The organism is Polynucleobacter sp. MWH-Braz-FAM2G (assembly GCF_018687635.1).
GTDB lineage: Bacteria > Pseudomonadota > Gammaproteobacteria > Burkholderiales > Burkholderiaceae > Polynucleobacter.
In genome coordinates, this window is record NZ_CP061300.1 from 1,363,671 (window position 1) to 1,382,073 (window position 18,403).

15 protein-coding genes are annotated in these 18,403 nt (G+C 45.9%); 3 read left to right on the forward strand and 12 right to left on the reverse strand.

Annotated features, from left to right (window positions below; translation table 11 throughout):
- Positions 1-13: 13 nt before the first annotated feature.
- From truB to scpB, 7 genes are all read right to left on the reverse strand, one after another.
- Positions 14-925 carry a tRNA pseudouridine(55) synthase TruB gene (truB, locus tag FD973_RS06960; RefSeq protein WP_215322620.1) on the reverse strand — a complete coding sequence of 304 codons (912 nt, stop codon included), beginning with the start codon at positions 923-925 and terminating at the stop codon, positions 14-16.
- A 5-nt stretch (positions 926-930) separates the two neighbouring features.
- On the reverse strand, positions 931-1,299 hold the full coding sequence (gene rbfA / locus FD973_RS06965) for a 30S ribosome-binding factor RbfA (RefSeq protein WP_215322622.1): 369 nt from the start codon (positions 1,297-1,299) through the stop codon (positions 931-933).
- Between the two features lie 14 nt (positions 1,300-1,313).
- The gene (infB, locus tag FD973_RS06970; protein ID WP_215322624.1) at positions 1,314-4,076 is read right to left on the reverse strand and encodes a translation initiation factor IF-2; all 2,763 of its coding nucleotides are present in this window, start codon (positions 4,074-4,076) and stop codon (positions 1,314-1,316) included.
- A 13-nt stretch (positions 4,077-4,089) separates the two neighbouring features.
- Positions 4,090-5,571, reverse strand: coding sequence for a transcription termination factor NusA (nusA, locus tag FD973_RS06975; RefSeq protein WP_215322626.1), 1,482 nt, complete (start codon positions 5,569-5,571; stop codon positions 4,090-4,092).
- Entirely contained in the window at positions 5,568-6,059 is a 492-nt protein-coding gene (gene rimP, locus FD973_RS06980; RefSeq protein WP_215322628.1) for a ribosome maturation factor RimP, read from the reverse strand. Before rimP ends, nusA begins: the two co-directional genes overlap by 4 nt.
- 173 nt (positions 6,060-6,232) lie before the next feature.
- The gene (gene rluB, locus FD973_RS06985) at positions 6,233-7,966 is read right to left on the reverse strand and encodes a 23S rRNA pseudouridine(2605) synthase RluB (RefSeq protein WP_215322629.1); all 1,734 of its coding nucleotides are present in this window, start codon (positions 7,964-7,966) and stop codon (positions 6,233-6,235) included.
- Positions 7,967-7,972: 6 nt separating this feature from the next.
- Positions 7,973-8,713 (reverse strand): SMC-Scp complex subunit ScpB, encoded by a 741-nt coding sequence (gene scpB, locus FD973_RS06990; protein ID WP_215322631.1) that lies wholly within the window; start codon positions 8,711-8,713, stop codon positions 7,973-7,975.
- A gap of 203 nt (positions 8,714-8,916) precedes the next feature.
- Between scpB and FD973_RS06995 the strand changes: the two genes are divergently transcribed.
- Positions 8,917-9,825, forward strand: coding sequence for a patatin-like phospholipase family protein (locus tag FD973_RS06995; RefSeq protein ID WP_215322632.1), 909 nt, complete (start codon positions 8,917-8,919; stop codon positions 9,823-9,825).
- Positions 9,826-9,863: 38 nt separating this feature from the next.
- Here the strand turns inward: FD973_RS06995 and FD973_RS07000 are convergent, their stop codons facing one another.
- The 5 genes from FD973_RS07000 to FD973_RS07020 form a co-directional block, all read right to left on the reverse strand.
- A complete protein-coding gene (locus tag FD973_RS07000; RefSeq protein ID WP_215322633.1) occupies positions 9,864-10,511 on the reverse strand; it encodes a C40 family peptidase in 648 nt (215 codons plus the stop codon).
- A gap of 114 nt (positions 10,512-10,625) precedes the next feature.
- Positions 10,626-12,263, reverse strand: coding sequence for an ABC transporter ATP-binding protein (locus tag FD973_RS07005; protein WP_215322635.1), 1,638 nt, complete (start codon positions 12,261-12,263; stop codon positions 10,626-10,628).
- Complete coding sequence (locus tag FD973_RS07010; protein ID WP_215322642.1) at positions 12,260-13,285, reverse strand: ABC transporter permease; 1,026 nt, start codon at positions 13,283-13,285, stop codon at positions 12,260-12,262. Before FD973_RS07010 ends, FD973_RS07005 begins: the two co-directional genes overlap by 4 nt.
- Positions 13,282-14,346, reverse strand: coding sequence for a microcin C ABC transporter permease YejB (locus FD973_RS07015; protein ID WP_215324747.1), 1,065 nt, complete (start codon positions 14,344-14,346; stop codon positions 13,282-13,284). The genes FD973_RS07010 and FD973_RS07015 overlap by 4 nt, the downstream gene beginning before the upstream one ends.
- Before the next feature lie 11 nt (positions 14,347-14,357).
- The gene (locus FD973_RS07020) at positions 14,358-16,226 is read right to left on the reverse strand and encodes an extracellular solute-binding protein (RefSeq protein WP_215322643.1); all 1,869 of its coding nucleotides are present in this window, start codon (positions 16,224-16,226) and stop codon (positions 14,358-14,360) included.
- A 50-nt stretch (positions 16,227-16,276) separates the two neighbouring features.
- Here FD973_RS07020 and fabI point away from each other — a divergent pair, with 50 nt between their 5' ends.
- Together fabI and chrA are read left to right on the forward strand one after the other, a co-directional pair.
- The gene (gene fabI, locus FD973_RS07025; protein ID WP_215322645.1) at positions 16,277-17,062 is read left to right on the forward strand and encodes an enoyl-ACP reductase FabI; all 786 of its coding nucleotides are present in this window, start codon (positions 16,277-16,279) and stop codon (positions 17,060-17,062) included.
- Positions 17,059-18,387 (forward strand): chromate efflux transporter, encoded by a 1,329-nt coding sequence (gene chrA, locus FD973_RS07030; RefSeq protein ID WP_215322646.1) that lies wholly within the window; start codon positions 17,059-17,061, stop codon positions 18,385-18,387. Before fabI ends, chrA begins: the two co-directional genes overlap by 4 nt.
- Positions 18,388-18,403 lie beyond the last annotated feature (16 nt).

Sequence of the window (18,403 nt, forward strand, 5' to 3'; positions counted from 1 at the left end):
AAAAAAAAATTAATTAATGTGTCTGTGAAATCAAACGCTTGGGATGCAAAACCCCTGAACGCCAATCAGCAGTACCTATAAAGTTATGGGGAGCTGCAGTAGCGCGATATATGCGTACTAATGCTTCAATGGGAGGTAAATTCAGTGGAACGCGTTGCCCCATCTCTAAACGCTTTGCTTGTTGCTCGTCAACCGTTAGGTGAGGCAATGTTTGCAAGAGTGCATCAACCGGCAAAATAAAATCAGAGCTGTTTTGCAAGCCACTTTGAATCGACTCAATCGTAAATGACTGCTCTAAATTGAGATGTCCGACTTCAGTACGGCGCAGACCAACGAGGTGAGCACCACAACCGAGGGCATTGCCTAAATCTTCAGCCAATACGCGAATATAAGTTCCCTTGCTACAGCTAACTTCCAGAGTTGCCTCAGGCCATGCAATATCTGTCCAGCGAATAGAGTGAATGATGATATCTCGCGGAGTACGCTCTAGCTCAAGACCAGCACGGGCATACTCATACAAAGGCTTCCCATCGCGTTTAAGCGCAGAATACATTGGAGGCACTTGTGAAATAGCTCCAGTGAATTTAGGAAGTAATGCATCTAGAGCAGCTTTGATTTCCGCATCAGACGCTAATACTGGTAGAGGCAATTCTTCAATAATGACGCCCTCTGCATCACCAGTATCTGTACGAGATCCAAATTTCACACGAGCAATATAAGTTTTATCGGCTTCAAGCAAATCTTGCGAATATTTTGTAGCCTCACCCAAACAGATTGGTAGTAAACCTGTGGCCATTGGATCTAAAGTACCAGTATGACCAGCCTTATCAGCGTTGAAAGCACGCTTGATAGCAGTAACCGCACCCTGTGAACTCATTCCAGCCGGTTTATCAAGAAGCACTACGCCGTCAATTCGTGTAGACATGTGAATTACTTAGTCTCGTCTTTGTGATCGCTCTCTACGGCTTGATCGATCAATCGAGACATTTCTATGCCATGCTCAACAGAGCTGTCATAGTGAAAATGCAAAGTAGGTACGGTGTGAATATGCAAGCGCTTAAATAACAAGGAATGTAAGTAGCCCGCCTTTTCTTGAAGCGCCTTCAAGGCATGTTCAGGTTCAGCGCCTAGAACAGTAAAAAATACTTTAGCGTGCGCCAAATCAGGAGTGAGCTCGATACTCTGTAAGGTAATCAATCCCAAACTCGGACTACGTAATTCACGAGGAATAAGCTCAGCCAGGTCTCGCTGAATTTGATCGGCAAGACGCTGGTTGCGATGCGGACTAGATTTATGCATATTTCCTAAAACAATTACAGTGAACGAGCTACTTCAGTAACTTCAAACACTTCAAGCTGATCACCTTCTTTGATGTCGTTGTAACCTTTTAATGAAAGGCCGCACTCAACACCGGCACGAACTTCCTTGGCATCATCTTTAAAGCGCTTCAGAGAATCTAACTCACCAGTCCAAATCACAACGTTGTCACGCAGGAGACGAACGCTAGATGTGCGCTTAACGATGCCATCTACCACCAAGCAACCTGCAATTGCACCAACTTTGGATACCAAGAAGACTTGACGAATTTCAACGAGACCAGTGATCTCTTCCTTCTTGTCTGGAGTCAACATGCCACTCAGAGCTAATTTCACTTCATCTACTGCGTCATAAATAATGTTGTGATAACGAATATCAACGCCATTATTCTCGGCTAACTTACGTGCAGCGGCATCAGCCCGTGAGTTAAAGCCAATTACAACCGCTTTAGATGCAACCGCTAAATTCACGTCCGTTTCAGTAATACCGCCTACTGCAGCATGAACGATCTGAACCTTCACTTCCGGTGTAGAAAGCTTCATGAGCGACTGAGATAAAGCCTCTTGGGAGCCCTGAACGTCTGCCTTGATGATGAGTGGTAACAATTTAGCTTCAATTGCGCCCTCACCCATGTTTTCCATCATGGTTTCAAGTTTGACCGCTTGCTGCTTAGCAAGCTTCACATCACGGAACTTACCTTGACGGAAGAGAGCAATCTCACGTGCTTTACGCTCGTCAGGAACAACTTGCACCGCCTCACCAGCAGCAGGAACCTCTGATAAACCTTGAATCTCCACAGGAATAGACGGGCCAGCTTCACTACAAGGCTTGCCGTTTTCATCCATCATGGCACGAACACGACCAAACGAAGATCCAGCTAGAAGCATATCGCCACGTTTGAGAGTACCCGACTGGACCAATACTGTTGCAACCGGCCCCTTACCCTTATCCAAACGAGCTTCAATCACTAAACCTTGAGCTGGGGAATCTTTCGGCGCTTTGAGCTCCAAAATTTCAGCCTGCAATAGAACGTTCTCCAACAAAGCATCGATGCCTTCGCCAGTTTTTGCTGACACAGGAATAAATGGCACATCACCACCGTATTCCTCGGGAACCACTTGCTCTGCCACTAATTCAGTTTTAACTCGCTCAGAGTTCGCTTCTGGTTTATCAATCTTATTGATTGCAACCACCAAAGGAACGCCACCAGCTATCGCATGATGAATTGCTTCCTTCGTTTGCGGCATTACGCCATCATCTGCAGCCACAACCAAGATAACGATATCGGTCGCTTTTGCTCCACGAGCACGCATTGCCGTAAAGGCCTCATGACCTGGAGTATCCAAGAATGTGATCATGCCACGCGGTGTCTCCACATGGTAGGCGCCAATGTGCTGAGTAATTCCACCAGCCTCACCTGTTGCCACTTTTGCGGCACGAATCTTATCAAGCAGAGAAGTTTTTCCGTGGTCAACGTGACCCATCACCGTTACTACCGGTGGACGTGGTAATAGCTCTGCATCATGACCATCCGTTCCCAAATCTAAATCTGGATCGTCTAGCTTCGCGGCATGGGCCTTATGACCCATTTCTTCCACGATGATCATCGCAGTATCTTGATCTAGCACTTGATTGATGGTGACCATTTGGCCCATACCCATCAGTAACTTAATCACTTCTGCACTCTTGACCGCCATTGCATGAGCTAACTCAGCAACAGTAATCGTTTCTGGAACATGAACATCACGCACCACCGGCTCAGTAGGAACCTGGAAATTCGTATCAACATTCGCTTCAGCAATTTGGCGTTGCTTTTTACGACCGCCACCTGAGCGCCAGCCACCAACACCACCGGATGTATCGCCACGGGTTTTTAAACCACCAGATTTCTTAGCGCCTTCTTCTTGCCAAGTGGATGATGTTTCAGAAGATTTAATTGTCTTACCGCCAACTTTGGTAGCTGCTTTCTTTTTATCATCAGCACCTTCAGCTTTTGCAGGCTTGTGTAATGTACCTTTTTTCGCCTCTTCAGCCGCAATCTCACTTGGCGCTTTTAGAACACGAGCAGGAGCACTCATCATGTCACGAATTGCTAAAGCTTCTGCCTCAGCAGCAGCGCGACGCACACGAATATCTGCCAACTCTTTTTCTTTGCTAGCAGCCAACTCCTTTGCCGCCTTTTCTGCTACAGCTTTTTTATCTGCAGCAGCAGCAACTTCAGCCGGAGCTTCATCTACTAGAGTTTCTTCTTTAGCAATTTTTGGAGTAGCGACTTCTTTTTGTCGCGCCTCTTCAGCTGCTTTCATTTCAGCCTCTTGACGAGCCAATAGTTCAGCTTGACGAGTGGCCTCAGCTGCGCGTTTTTCTAACTCTTCTTCAGAAATAATTGGCTTAGCTGGTGCAGCTTTAGTTTCTGCCTTTGCAGGACTAGCTTCTGGCGCTGCCTCAGATGCCTTATCGCCCGCCTTAACGAGCACACGTTTTTTACGAACCTCAACCTGCACAGTGCGAGTGCGCCCAGCAGAGTCCGCTTGACGGATTTCTGAGCTTTCTCGCTTGATCAAGGTGATCTTCTTGCGAGCGCCTGTCTCAGCACTGCCATGTGCTTTTTGCAAATGCTCAAGCAGGACAGTTTTATCCTTTTCGGTAATGCTATCGTCTTCAGAATCTTTTTCGATACCGGCCGCCTTCAACTGCTCCAAGAGGTCTGGCGCGGTACGTTTTAATTCTTTAGCGAGTACTTTTACTGTTGTTGCCATGCACTACTTCCTCTCATGAAGTAAACCAATGTTCGCGCGCTTTCATGATGAGCGTTTTCGCAGTTTCTTCGTCAATTTGTGTCGCCTCAACCAGCTCATCAACAGCCAATTCAGCAAGGTCGTCACGGGTATGAACTTGATTGTCAGCAAGCTTAGCAATCAGTTCCGTTGTCATTCCCTCTAATGAGCGCAAGTCTTGTGAGACTTCACCAATACGCTCTTCTTTAGCTAACTCCATAGTCAACAAAGAATCACGCGCACGAGTACGCAATTCATTTACAGTATCTTCATCGAAAGAGTCAATTTCCAACATTTCAGACAATGGAACATAAGCCACTTCTTCTAACGTATTGAAACCTTCTTCAATCAAGATATCCGCCACCTCTTGATCGACATCCAACTTGTCCATAAACAACTGGCGTACAGAGGATGCTTCTTTTTCTGTTTTCTCAGCGGACTCTTCAGGAGTCATGATGTTGATCTGCCAACCAGTCAAATCACTAGCCAAACGAACGTTCTGTCCGCTGCGGCCGATGGCGATAGCAAGGTTTTCTTCATCAACAACCACGTCCATTGCATGACGCTCTTCATCAACCACGATTGAAGAAACTTGCGCTGGTGCCAAAGCTCCAATCACAAACTGAGCAGGATCTTCAGACCACAATACGATATCGACAGCTTCGCCTGCTACTTCATTGCGCACAGCAGTAACACGTGTTCCGCGAACACCTACGCAAGTACCAATTGGGTCAATGCGCTTGTCATAAGTAATCACGGCAATTTTTGCGCGGATACCAGGATCACGAGCGGCGCCTTTAATCTCTAACAAGCCTTGCTCCATTTCTGGAACTTCGTTCTCAAACAGCTTGATCAAAAATTCCGGGCAAGTACGTGAGAGTTCAATTTGAGGGCCGCGAGCTTCACGATCTACCTTAAGGATATAAGCGCGCACGCGATCACCAGAACGTAGGTTCTCTTTTGGAATCATTTGGTCTCGACGGAGCAATGCTTCCACGCGACCTGATTCAATAATGAGTCCATTCTTGTCAGCACGCTTAACAGTACCAGTCATGACTTTTTCGCCACGCTCTAGGTAGTCATTCAAAATCTGTTCACGCTCAGCATCACGAATGCGTTGCAAGATCACCTGCTTAGCAGCTTGTGCGCCAATACGACCAAAAGCCAAAGACTCGATCTGCTCTTCGATGTATTCACCAACTTCCATATCAGGAAATTGTTCTTGGGCTTCGAATTGCAAAATCTCTTTATCAGGCTCTTGCAATCCAGCTTCGTTAGGAACGACCAACCAGCGGCGGAAGGTTTCATATTCACCAGTTTCGCGATCAATCGAAACTCGAATGTCCACGTCTTCTGTTGCGTAGCGTTTTTTGGTTGCAGAGGCCAACGCCATCTCCAACGCTTCAAACACAATTGCTTGATCTACGTTCTTTTCACGCGCTAGGGCGTCTGCCAACATGAGAACTTCTCGGCTCATGACTTTCTTCCTTTGAAATCAATAACAGGGACCAACCGAGTCTTATCGACCTCGGCTAAAGAGAACTCCAATTGAGAAGGCTGACCATCAGCACCCTCAAATACCAAACCAAATTTTGCATCTGGTGAATTCAATTCACCGCTCAGCAAACCTTGTAACTCACCACGAAAATTTTTACGATTGCCAACTGCAACACGCAATTTCAAATCCACTTGCATGCCAGTAAAGCGCACATAGTCCGCAGCACTTTTAACAGGACGATCCAAACCTGGAGATGAAATCTCTAAACGCTCATAAGGAATGTTTTCAACCGGCAAGGTATAACTCAATTGGTGACTTACCTTTTCACAGTCCAAAACAGTAATTAAGCGTTCGTAATCTGGGTTTTCAATCGTGACGCGCAGCAAACCTCTGGCTTCACGCTCAATATCCACTAGCGTGTAGCCTAAGTTTTCCACCTCTGCAGAAATAACCTGCTGATCCTTCACGTCACCCCTTCATACCAAAACGGCAAAAAAAAATGGGCTTCAAAGCCCATATTCTCGAAATTCAGAACAGGCCGACTTACGTTGATCGCAACATCAGTCGGTAACAACACTTCACAGCAGAAGCCCGCTGTAAGACCGAAATTATAGCCTAATTAGCAGAAAACTGATACAAATCAGAAGCTTTCGCCCGGATTACGCGGCTTTCTTGGACCCTTATTGAAGGGTTTGCGCCCTTTTGGTGCGCCACGTTTAGGCCCATTTCCTGGAGTCTGGGGGTTGCCAGTCACGAAGGCAGACTGACCATGGTGAACTTTTCCACCTTTATTGCGTTTTTGGCCTTGACCGCCTTGCCCTGGTCTACCTCCTTGAGTGCGCCCGCGGAATGAACCGCGACCTTCACCAGAACCACCTCCGCCAGCCGGTTTTCCACCCCTTCCTTGATGGGTAAGACCAGTGTGACCACTAGCAAGAGTTAAAGCATCTCGAGAACCCCAATAAGAAACCGAGGTTTGCATAGGATCAGGCTGGAAATCTCCTCCCGATTGGTTTCGATCGCGATTATTTGGGTTGGGATTACGTGCCTTATCAGAAGCTTGGGGCATCTTTAAGCCAGCAAACTTCATCAAGTTGTAGATACCACCAGCTTCCACTTCCTCCCATTTGCCCCGCCTCAAACGTGGGGGCAATAAGAAAATGCCGTAACGAGTACGAATCAACCGTGACACGGTATGCCCTACAGCCTCAAACATACGACGTACTTCGCGATTACGACCTTCGGTTAAGGCAACGTGATACCAGCGATTAGCACCATCCCCTCCACCCATAGCTAAACGTAGGAACTTAGCTTGGCCATCATCGAGGGTAATACCGCTCTTTAACTGGGAAGTATTTTCTTGGCTTAGCTCACCCAAAATTCGAACGGCATATTCACGTTCAACCCCATAACGAGGATGCATCAAACGATTGGCTAGTTCACCAGAAGTAGTAAACAGCAGCAAGCCTTCAGTATTAAAGTCTAAGCGCCCAACCGCAATCCAACGACCTTGGCGTGGCTTAGGCAAACGATCAAATACTGTTGGACGTCCTTCAGGATCAGATTGGCTAACAATTTCGCCAGCTGGCTTGTGATACAAAATGACACGTGGTGGCTTTGTCTGAATCTTCCGATGAACAGGTTTGCCATTAATGCGAACTTGATCGGTTGGCCCTATACGTTGGCCAATATGGGCAGGCAAGCCATTTACAGAAACTCGCCCTTGAATAATCAAGTCTTCCATATCGCGACGCGAACCCATACCAGCATCAGCCAATACCTTATGCAACTTGACAGTGTCTTCATCGTCGGCGTCATCATCAAGACCATCAAGATCTGACCACACTTCATCACGCAAACTCAAAGGCAAATCATCCACGTTTGCAAATTGCAAACTACTTACCTCTTCCTCAGTTGGTGCATCTGGATCATCCTCTTCACGCGAACGTTCTGCGCGCTGCGCACGACGCTCTGCGCCAGTTTGATGAGAAATCTCAATTTCATTTACACCATCTGGATTTTTTACTTCCTCAACTTCGGGTGCATCTAGAGCGGCATCGAATTCACCCGATACTACTGAAGCAAATAAAGCTTCAATTTCAGCGGGGTTAGGCGCTAACTTAGAAGATTGATTACCGTTACCTTCGCGTGGGCCATTCGTATCACCACCCTCGCGACGCGGCCGATCCTTATTGAATGGGCGCTTCTTATTGAATGGATGCTTGCCAGTACCTTGACGACGTGGGCGGCGTTCTCCACGCTCGCCACCTTCAAACTTAGCACCTTCAGCATTTGAAGGCGCCGAATCTGAATTGGAAGGAGTTGCCGATGGGTTTACTACCGGAGATGAATCGTTTTCGTTAGAGCTTGTCATTAATTATTATTTTGTTTCGCCTGAATTATCTTCAGACTCGGGGGTAACTTCTTCGGTGTCTTCTATAACCGTTTCTTCTTCTGTCACTTCGGTTATTTCTAATTCAGCAACTTCTACTGCCGCATCTTCACTCTCATTGACTTCCATGCTTTGCGTATCAATGACAACTGTTTCCACGGTTGCAGATGGATCAAACTCAATTACAGCTTGACCTAATTGCTCTGCGGCAGCCATTGGTGCTGCGTCCTCCAAGATAGGCAAGCTTTGTAAATTCGTCAGACTCAGATCATCCAAAAATTGCTTAGTGGTTGCATATAAACCTGGACGACCTATTGTTTCTTTGTGGCCAATCACCTCAACCCAACCGCGATCTTCTAACTGCTTCATTACATTGCTACTAACTGCTACGCCACGAATTTCTTCAATTTCTCCACGAGTAACGGGCTGACGATAAGCAATGATTGCCAAAGTCTCCATCACAGCGCGCGAATACTTAGGAGGCTTTTCTGGAGTCAAACGATCCAAATACTCACGCATAGAAAGGCGGCTTTGAAAACGCCAACCTGTAGCGATATGGACTAGCTCCATGCCTTTGTTATCCCAGAAGCGCTGTAATTCAACTAATGCCTCATCTATATCTGCCGTTGAAATATCTTCAACAAATAAACGAGACATATCAGCAACGGTGAGTGGCTCCTGCGCGCACAGGAGGGCTGTTTCAATTACGCGCTTATTGTGTTCGTCCATAAAAGTTGGGTTACCAGGACTCAACCTGATTAGGCTTTAAATATGTATTTCAGTAATGGGTTTTGGTGTTCTCAAGCTACTACGGACAATTCATCTCATCAGTTCTTATTGGGACATGTCCGAGCTGATACGAAATCCTTTTCGTTCACCTTGCGCCCATTATAAGGTAGGCTCAATACAATAGCCATATGCTTAAAAATTCCATGAAAATCCCCTTGTTGCCGTCAAATACCCCTGAATCCCTAGAACGTCGCCGACTTCTAGGGCTTGGAATTGGCTTCGGAGCTTTACTTGGAGGCGCGAGCCTAAGTTCATGCAGTCTCATAGGAAGTAAAAAGCCAGTTATTGGCTTGGTTCTTGGTGCTGGAGCCGCACGTGGCTTCGCTCATGTCGGCGTAATCAAAGCCTTGGAAGCGCAAGGCATCAGGCCCGATATTGTTGTTGGCAGTAGCGCAGGGAGCGTGATTGCTGCATTACTTGCATCAGGTGCCACAGGAAATGATCTAAATCGATTAGCCTTGAACCTAGATGAAGCCACCATTGCCGACTGGGGACTGCCATTCGCCGGCAAATTCGGTGGCCTGATTAAAGGCGATGCCCTGCAAAATATGGTGAATCGCGAGGTCCAGCATAAATCGATTGAACAAATGCGCATTCCATTAGGTATCGTTGCCACAGAATTGCAATCCGGCAAAGGAGTGCTGTTTCGCACCGGAAACACAGGCTTAGCAGTGCGTGCATCCTGCAGTGTTCCTGGGGTATTTCAGCCGGCTATCATCAGCGGAAAAGAATATGTTGATGGCGGTTTAGTTGCACCAGTTCCGGTAAGTTATGCCAGGCAAATGGGGGCAACGCTGGTGATTGCAGTCAACATCTCTTCTGAGCCAGTACATCAAGATGCGAGTGGAACCTTGGGGATCTTGCAGCAAACAATATCCATCATGCAACGAAGCATTAATCAATATGAGTTAAAAAGCGCTGATGTAGTGATTCAACCGCAGTTAAAACAGATGAGTAGCGGTGATTTCAAATCTAGGAATGCCGCCATTCTTGCGGGCGAAGTGGCTGCCCAAGAGCAAATGGGGTTGATCAAAGAAAAGTTAAAAAGCTAATAGTTATGAGGCTTGAAAGCCTTTAATTCATCGCTAACTTAAAGACTACGTGATTTACGCTTGAGGTTTTTTACTTCGTTCATTAGCTCTTGGCGCTCAGGATCATTGAAGCTATCGCTACCGTCTAAACGTCGTGCCCCATCAAAACGTTTATCCCAATACAGGCTACCGAGATCATCCACCCTAACATTCGTTCCCTTTGAAGGAGAATGAATAAATTTGTTATCGCCCACATAAATGCCTACGTGAGAAAAAGTGAGGCGCATTGTATTAAAGAACACGAGATCGCCAGGTTGCAATTCTTCACGCGTGATTGGCTTGCCAACTCGACTCATTTGAGTAGATTTACGTGGCAGTAAAAAACCAAGCTTATCTTTAAATACATAACCAACAAAACTACTGCCATCCAAGCCGGATTGAGGCAATTCCGCATCCCAACGATAGCGTACGCCAATTACTTCCATGGCGCGATTAATTAATTCTTCTGACTTTCCTGTGACCGTATCAGCCAAACGGTCAGAAACACGAGCAATGTAAGACTTACTCGCCTGGAACATGCTTTCCTTAGGCACAGTTGCTTCAGTTGAAGCCTCAGCAACAGAATCAGCTGCAACTGCAGGAACGCAAACAAGAGCGCATATGCTCAAGCCCATTAATTTTGAAAGCAGTACTTTTTTTAGTGACATCGAATCAGTGTAACAAAGAACCTTTAATTTACCAAGTCTTCAGTCTAGTCATAAGTCCTTGTTTCTGATGGTAATTTTTCATCAAATAAGGGCATATGCACCAATTTAACCCATCTAAGTCAACTCAGCAGCCGCAAAAAGCTCCTTAGTGTAAGTTTGACGCGGATGCTTAATAAGGGCCTCAGTATCACCAAACTCGATCACCTTACCCCCCTTCAGAACCATGATTTCATGCGACATTGCCCTGATCACCGCCAAATCATGGCTAATCATCAAATAGGCTAAGTTGTATTTTTTCTGTAACTCAGTCAACAAAGCCAGAACCTGCTTTTGAATCGAGACATCCAATGCAGAAGTCGGCTCATCTAAAACCAAAATTTGTGGGCGCAAGATCAAAGCACGGGCAATCGCAATACGCTGACGTTGCCCTCCCGAAAACTCATGTGGATAACGGAGTAGTGCTGATCGATCGATTCCCACTTCTTTGAGCATGTCTACCACGCGCGCCTCGCGCTCTGCTGCTGACAGCTTAGGAAAATGAACGTCAAGACCTTCAGAAACAATTTGCAATATATTCATGCGGGGCGATAGTGATCCGAAAGGATCTTGAAAGATTACCTGCAAACTGGAACGCATTGCACGTCGTTCCGCAGGCTTCAGTTTCTGCCAGTCATTTCCAAGCACATCTACATCACCAGTGACTTCGGCTGCCGAGTCACCCAACAAACCCAGCACTGCCATACCCAAGGTTGTCTTGCCAGAACCAGATTCGCCAATGACGCCGATAGTTTGACCTTGCTTTAATGTAAAGCTAACCTTTTTTAATACTTTATGGAGTGGCGCTTTTTTAAACCACGAGCCAGATTCTGCACTGGGGTATGCAACCGATAATTCCTCAGTTTTTAGTAGCGCTGGGGCCAAAGGCATTAAAGGAGCAATTGCCCGAACTGGTTCGCTATTGACTAATGCACGCGTGTATGGATCTTCGGGATGTTGAAATATTTGTTTCGTTGATCCTACCTCCATCAAATTGCCTTGATGAAGAACAGCAACGCGTTGCGCGAAATGCTTTACCAAATTGAGGTCATGGGTAATCAAAAGAATTCCCATGCCACCATCATTCTTAGACTCTTCTTGGAGCTCTTTTAATAGATCCAAAATCTGTAACCGCAAGCTAACATCTAAAGCCGTGGTCGGCTCATCTGCTATTAGCAGTCTTGGCTTGCAAGCCAAGGCCATCGCAATCATTGCACGCTGTCTTTGCCCGCCAGATAGTTGATGCGGATAAGCATGAATTCGCCTCTCTGGTTCTGGAATTCCAGTCTTTCTAAGTAAATCGATGGCTGCATCGATTGCTGCCGCTTTCGATATCAGAGGCTCGTAGATTTGTACCGCTTCGATAATTTGATTGCCGATTGTAAAGAGCGGATTTAACGCTGTCATGGGCTCTTGAAACACCATGGCTATTTCACGCCCTCTAATCGCTCGAATATCCTCAATAGGCATCGATAGCAAATCCACTGGGCCTTTACCATCCTTAGCATTCCACAAAATCCTACCAGTGACTTTTGCACCTTCGGGCTCTAAGCGCAAAGGAGCAAGTGCAGTTAAGGTCTTACCTGAACCAGATTCACCCACTAGGGCAACTCGCTCACCAATGCCGATTTCTAAATCGAGATGTTTAACGGCAAACTTTTCTCGGCGCCCTGCTCCGAAAGAAATACTCAGATCTTCATAGCGCAACAAACTCACGAGCGACCTCCACTCATCAGACTAGCTTTGCGGGAATCGTAGGCATTACGTAATGCCTCACCCATAAAGGTTAACAACAGCAATGTGGTGACCAAGACCACAAAAGTCGATAAGGAAATCCACCAAGCATCGAGATTACTTTTTCCTTGTGACAATAACTCTCCCAAGCTCGGCGTTCCAGGCGGGACACCTAAGCCCAAAAAATCCAAACTCGTTAAAGATAGAATTGCGGCGCTCATGCGAAATGGCAAAAAAGTAATCACTGGTGTCAAGCTATTAGGCAAAATATGACGCCACATGATTTGCACATTGGTCAAACCCAGTGCTCGCGCTGCGCGCACATATTCCAGTGCGCGATTACGGAAAAATTCTGCACGGACATAATCAGACAGACCCATCCATCCAAAGGCAGCTAACAAAATAATAAGAAGCGATACGCTAGGATTAAAGATGGAGGCAAAAATAATCAGCAAGTAAAGTTCTGGCATCGCCGACCAGATCTCAATTAAGCGCTGCGAAATCAAATCGAATTTACCACCGAAAAATCCCATCAACGATCCAGTAATGATGCCTACACTCACTCCAACAATCGTGAGTGCAAGACCAAACAGTATCGATAAACGAAAGCCATAAATTAGTCGCGCTAAAACATCGCGTCCACGATCATCTGTGCCTAGCCAATTCTCTGAGGATGGTGGTGCTGGATTAGGAACCTTAGAAAAGTAATTAAGGGTTTCGTAGCTATAGTGAATTGGCGGATAAATCGCCCAATTGCCATTGCTAGTAATGTTCTGGCGAATATCCGGATCCAAAAAATCCGTAGGTGTGGCAAAGTCCCCACCAAAAACTGTCTCAGGCTGACTCTTGATGATAGGGAAATAAAAGCGCCCCTCGTAGCGAACCACCAAAGGCTTGTCATTCGCGATTAACTCGGCGCACATCGATAGACCAAAGAGCACGGCGAAGATCCATAAACTGACATAGCCCATGCGATTATTTTTAAAACGTTGCCAACGACTCATGAACCGCCTCCCGCGCTGAACTGAATGCGTGGGTCTACGTAAACGTAGCAAAGATCAGATATTAATTTCGTGAACAAGCCAATCAGCGTAAATAAATACAGCGTTCCGAATACCACTGGGTAGTCGCGACGCATCACCGATTCATAAGAAAGCAAGCCAAGGCCATCTAAAGAAAATAATGTTTCGATTAATAATGATCCAGTAAAAAATGCACCAATAAATGCCGCTGGAAATCCAGTAACTAGTGGCAACAATGCATTACGGAAGACGTGCTTCCACAGCACTTGCTTCTCAGTAAGCCCTTTTGCTCGAGCAGTTAGAACATATTGCTTACGAATCTCTTCTAAAAAAGAATTCTTAGTGAGCATAGTGACTACCGCAAAACTACCTAAAACAGATGCAGTAATTGGCAACACCAAATGCCATAAATAATCCATCACCTTACCCATCAAACTGAGCTCACTCCAGTTATCCGAAGTGAGACCTCGTAGTGGAAAGAGCTGCAAAAAACTACCGCCACCAAAAATCACCAGCAACAAAACGCCTAATACAAAGCCGGGAATGGCATAGCCAACCAAAATCATGCTACTAGTAATCGCATCAAAACGAGAGCCATCACGAACTGCTTTCGCAATACCTAAAGGAATGGACACAAGATAGGTAATAAAGAAGGTCCACAGTCCAATGCTGATGGATACTGGCAGTTTAGAAACTACTAAACGCCAAACGCTCTCGTGTTGATAGTAGCTTTGCCCCAAATCAAATCGCGCAAAACGGCCCAACATCATGAAGTAACGTTCAAGTGGGGGCTTATCAAAACCATAAAGCGCTTTGACCTCTTCCAAACGTTGTGCATCAACGCCTTGACGCCCTCGGTAAGTTGCACCAGCACCAGAAGACTCCGAACCTCCAGTAGCGGCACTACCCTTCCCCTTCAATTCCAACACCATTTGCTCTACTGGACCGCCTGGTACAAATTGCACTACTGCAAAGGTAAGAGTGAGCACCCCGATGATGGTGGGAATCATCAAGAGCAAACGTTTAAAGATATAGGCGCGCATTTGTCCCTGCATTATTTAGCCCCCTCTTTCCACCAGTTTTGCATGATCCACAACTCAGCAGAGTAATACAAAGGAGGCTCGGGATAACGCATCTCATGACGGAAGGCAACGCGATGCGTTGGGTTGTACCACTGAGGAACAACATAATAGCTATTCCACAACACTCGATCGAGCGCTCTTGTGGCAGTCCTTAACTGATCACGATTTTGGGCTTTTGTAATTTCTTCAACTAAAGCATCTACAACTGGCGACTGCACACCAATCACATTGTCAGAACCTTTTTCTTTAGCAGCCTGACTTCCGAAACGATCCCAGAGTTCATTGCCGGGATTTTGAGAATCCTGAAAACGTATCGTAGTCATATCAAAGTCGTATTCATTCATACGCTTTTGATGCAAAGCAAAGTCACTTGTCCGAATATCTACTTGCACACCCAATTTCTCAAGGTTACGCACATAAGCAGAGATCACCCTGAGAAAAAATCCACCATCTTCCACAATCTCAAATCGAAACGGCTCACCCTTTTCATTACGTAGAGCGCCGTCTCGATACTGCCAACCTGCATGCATTAGCAGTTCACGGGCTTTCTTTAGATTTTGACGCAGACTACCAGGAGGATTTGTCGATGGTGCAGCTGGCATGGGCCCAAATACGGCGTCAGGAACCCACTGAGGATACTTCGCCTTTAATGGTTTAAGTAATTTCAGCTCCGCTTCCGTAGGCTTTCGAGGTCCGTCAAAGTTTGCGCTCAAATCGCTATTGGTGAAGTAACTATTGATACGGCTGTATTGGTCAAAAAATATTTGGCGATTAAGCCATTCAAAATCGAGGGCATAACCTAATGCTTCACGCACGCGCACGTCTTTAAAGATTGGTCGCCGCACATTCATAGCGAAACCTTGCATTCCAGCGCCGTTGTGATTTAAAAATGCTTTCTTTAGCAGAATACCTTTATCAAACTTGGATCCAACGTACCCTTTTGCCCAAATCTTGGCGCGATATTCAACGAGAGCATCAAACTCGCCTGCCTTAAAGGCCTCCAACCTGACAGCATCATCGCTGTACAACTTATACAGAACTCGATCAAAGTTATAAAAACCAACGCGAATGTTTAAAGGCTTGCTTAATTGATCTGCCCAATACTGTGGATTTCTTTTATAAGTAATTGATTTGCCCGCTTTAAAAGATTCAATTAAATAAGGTCCACTGCCAATAGGAGCTTCAAAGGCAAGCTTCTCAAATGGAATCATGGTTCCATCTGGCTGCTTACCCCAGTTGCGCGAGAACACAGGAAAAGTTCCAGCTAATATTGGGAGCTCTGTGTTGTCATTCTTGAAATCAAAACGAATAGATCTATCCGATAGAACTACAGCTTCTTTAATATCTGCGAAGGTGGTTTTATAGCGAGGATGTGCTTTACCACTCATTAAGGTATCAAAACTATATTTAACATCGGCCGCCAATACAGAACTGCCATCCGAAAATTTGGCCTCAGGACGAATATGAAACGTTACCGATTTGCGATCTTTTGCTACCTGAATATCGTCAGCTAATAGTCCATAAATACTAGAAACTTCGTCCGCGCTCCCCTCCGCAAGAGATTCGAACATTAATTCAATGCCTGGAGCAGTAATGCCTCGAAGAGTAAATGGATTGAACTTATCAAAACTGGTTCTTTGCCCTGGATTTGGCAAAACAAGGGTTCCGCCCCTGGGGGCATTGGGATTCACATAATCAAAATGGGCAAATCCCTCGGGATACTTAGGCGCTCCGTATTGTGCTATCCCTTGACCAGCCTGAGTTGCATTGACTCCAAGCCCTAGAAGCAGAGCTAAGAGGAATAAATGGGCAATCTGGCGAATGGGTTTTAGGCTAGGCATATATGCAACAATTGTAGATAGCTAATCATATTTGAAGCAAAGGACACAACATGGGCTTTCTTACTGGCAAAAAAATTCTTATTACCGGCCTTCTCTCAAACCGCTCAATTGCCTATGGCATTGCCAAGGCTTGTCACCGCGAAGGGGCTGAACTAGCCTTTACTTACGTAGGCGAGCGCTTTAAAGATCGTATTGTGGATTTTGCAAAAGAATTCAATAGCGAGCTTATTTTTGACTGTGATGTCGGTAGTGACGAGCAAATCAGCGCACTTTTTAAGGATTTAGCTAAATCTTGGCCTCAATTTGATGGTTTTGTGCATGCCATTGGCTTTGCCCCACGCGAAGCAATTGCTGGAGATTTTTTAGAAGGTCTATCTCGTGAAGGCTTCAAGATCGCGCATGACATCTCGGCATACAGTTTCCCAGCAATGGCTAAGGAAGCTTTGCCAATGTTGCGCGATAAGTCTTCATTGTTAACGCTAACCTATTTGGGGTCAATGAAGAATGTGCCGAACTACAACACGATGGGTTTGGCTAAGGCATCTCTTGAAGCATCGGTACGTTATCTTGCTGGCTCAGTAGGTCCTAAAGGCATTCGTGCGAACGGTATTTCTGCGGGCCCCATTAAAACTCTAGCCGCATCAGGCATTAAAGGCTTTAGCAAGATTTTGGAGGCGGTTGAGCAAACTGCACCTCTCCGTCGTAACGTCACAATTGATGATGTCGGTAATACCGCCGCATTCTTACTGTCCGACCTAGCTAATGGCATTACTGCTGAAATTATCTATGTGGATAACGGCTTTAGCCAAGTGATTGGCGGAATGGAAGAAGCTTGAAAGTCTCATTAGCCGAAGCCCTGAAGTTTTGGGCCAAGCTAGGCTTCATTAGTTTCGGAGGGCCTGCGGGACAGATTGCTGTTCTTCATCAAGAATTAGTAGAAAAGCGTCGCTGGATTTCTGAGCGGCGCTTTTTACATGCACTCAACTACTGCATGCTCTTACCAGGACCAGAGGCCCAGCAGCTTGTTACTTATATTGGTTGGCTCATGCATCGTAGCTGGGGAGGCATTCTAGCCGGCACTCTTTTTATTTTGCCATCCTTGGTTATTTTGATTGGTTTGTCGTGGGTTTATCTCACTTATGGACAAGTTCCCTGGATAGCGGCTATCTTTTTTGGTATCAAGCCTGCGGTGACTGCGATCGTTTTGCATGCTGCCGTTCGAATTGGTAAACGTACCATTCATAATCAAGCTCTGCAATGGATTGCACTCGGATCATTTCTAGCAATCTTCATTCTGAATTTAGCTTTTCCATTCATCGTTGCCATTGCCGCTGTGATTGGTTACTGGGGCGGTAAGCGTTATCCAGAAAATTTTCAACAAGGCAGTGGGCATGGATCTAAAGAAGTAAAAGAATATGGCGAAGCCATCATTGATGATCACACCCCCACTCCTGAACATGCAAAATTTACTTACCAAAAAACCATTCGCCATAGCGTCGTTGCCCTCTTTTGTTGGCTATTGCCAATAGGTGGATTAATCACCATTTTTGGTTGGAAGACTTTGTACCCACAGTTGGCATGGTTCTTTACTAAGGCTGCGCTGTTAACCTTTGGTGGTGCTTATGCAGTGCTTCCATACGTATATCAGGGCGCCGTCGAACAGTTTCATTGGCTGAGCGCAAACCAAATGATTGATGGCTTAGCTCTGGGAGAAACCACCCCAGGACCGCTCATCATGGTGGTGGCTTTTGTTGGATACCTTGCAGGGCATATTCAACATTTAATCGGTAATAGCAACCCATTTTGGTTTGGCGTGATTGGCGCCTGCGTTGCCACTTGGTTTACCTTTTTACCCTCCTTCTTTTTTATCTTAGTTGGCGGTCCACTCATTGAGTCAACCCATGGCAAACTGGGTTTTACCGCCCCACTCACCGCTATTACTGCAGCTGTGGTGGGTGTTATTGCCAATCTAGGCTTATTTTTTGCCTATCACGTATTTTTGCCACAGGGTTTTAGTGGATCAATCTCATGGATATCCATTCTGATCTGTGCCTTAGCTGGATTGGCTTTATTCAAGTATCAAAAAAATGTTCTTTCTGTAATCGGCGGTTCTGCCCTGGCTGGACTACTTTTTTATTGCGCCTCTGTTTTGATGAGATGAGTTTTCTAGCAAGATT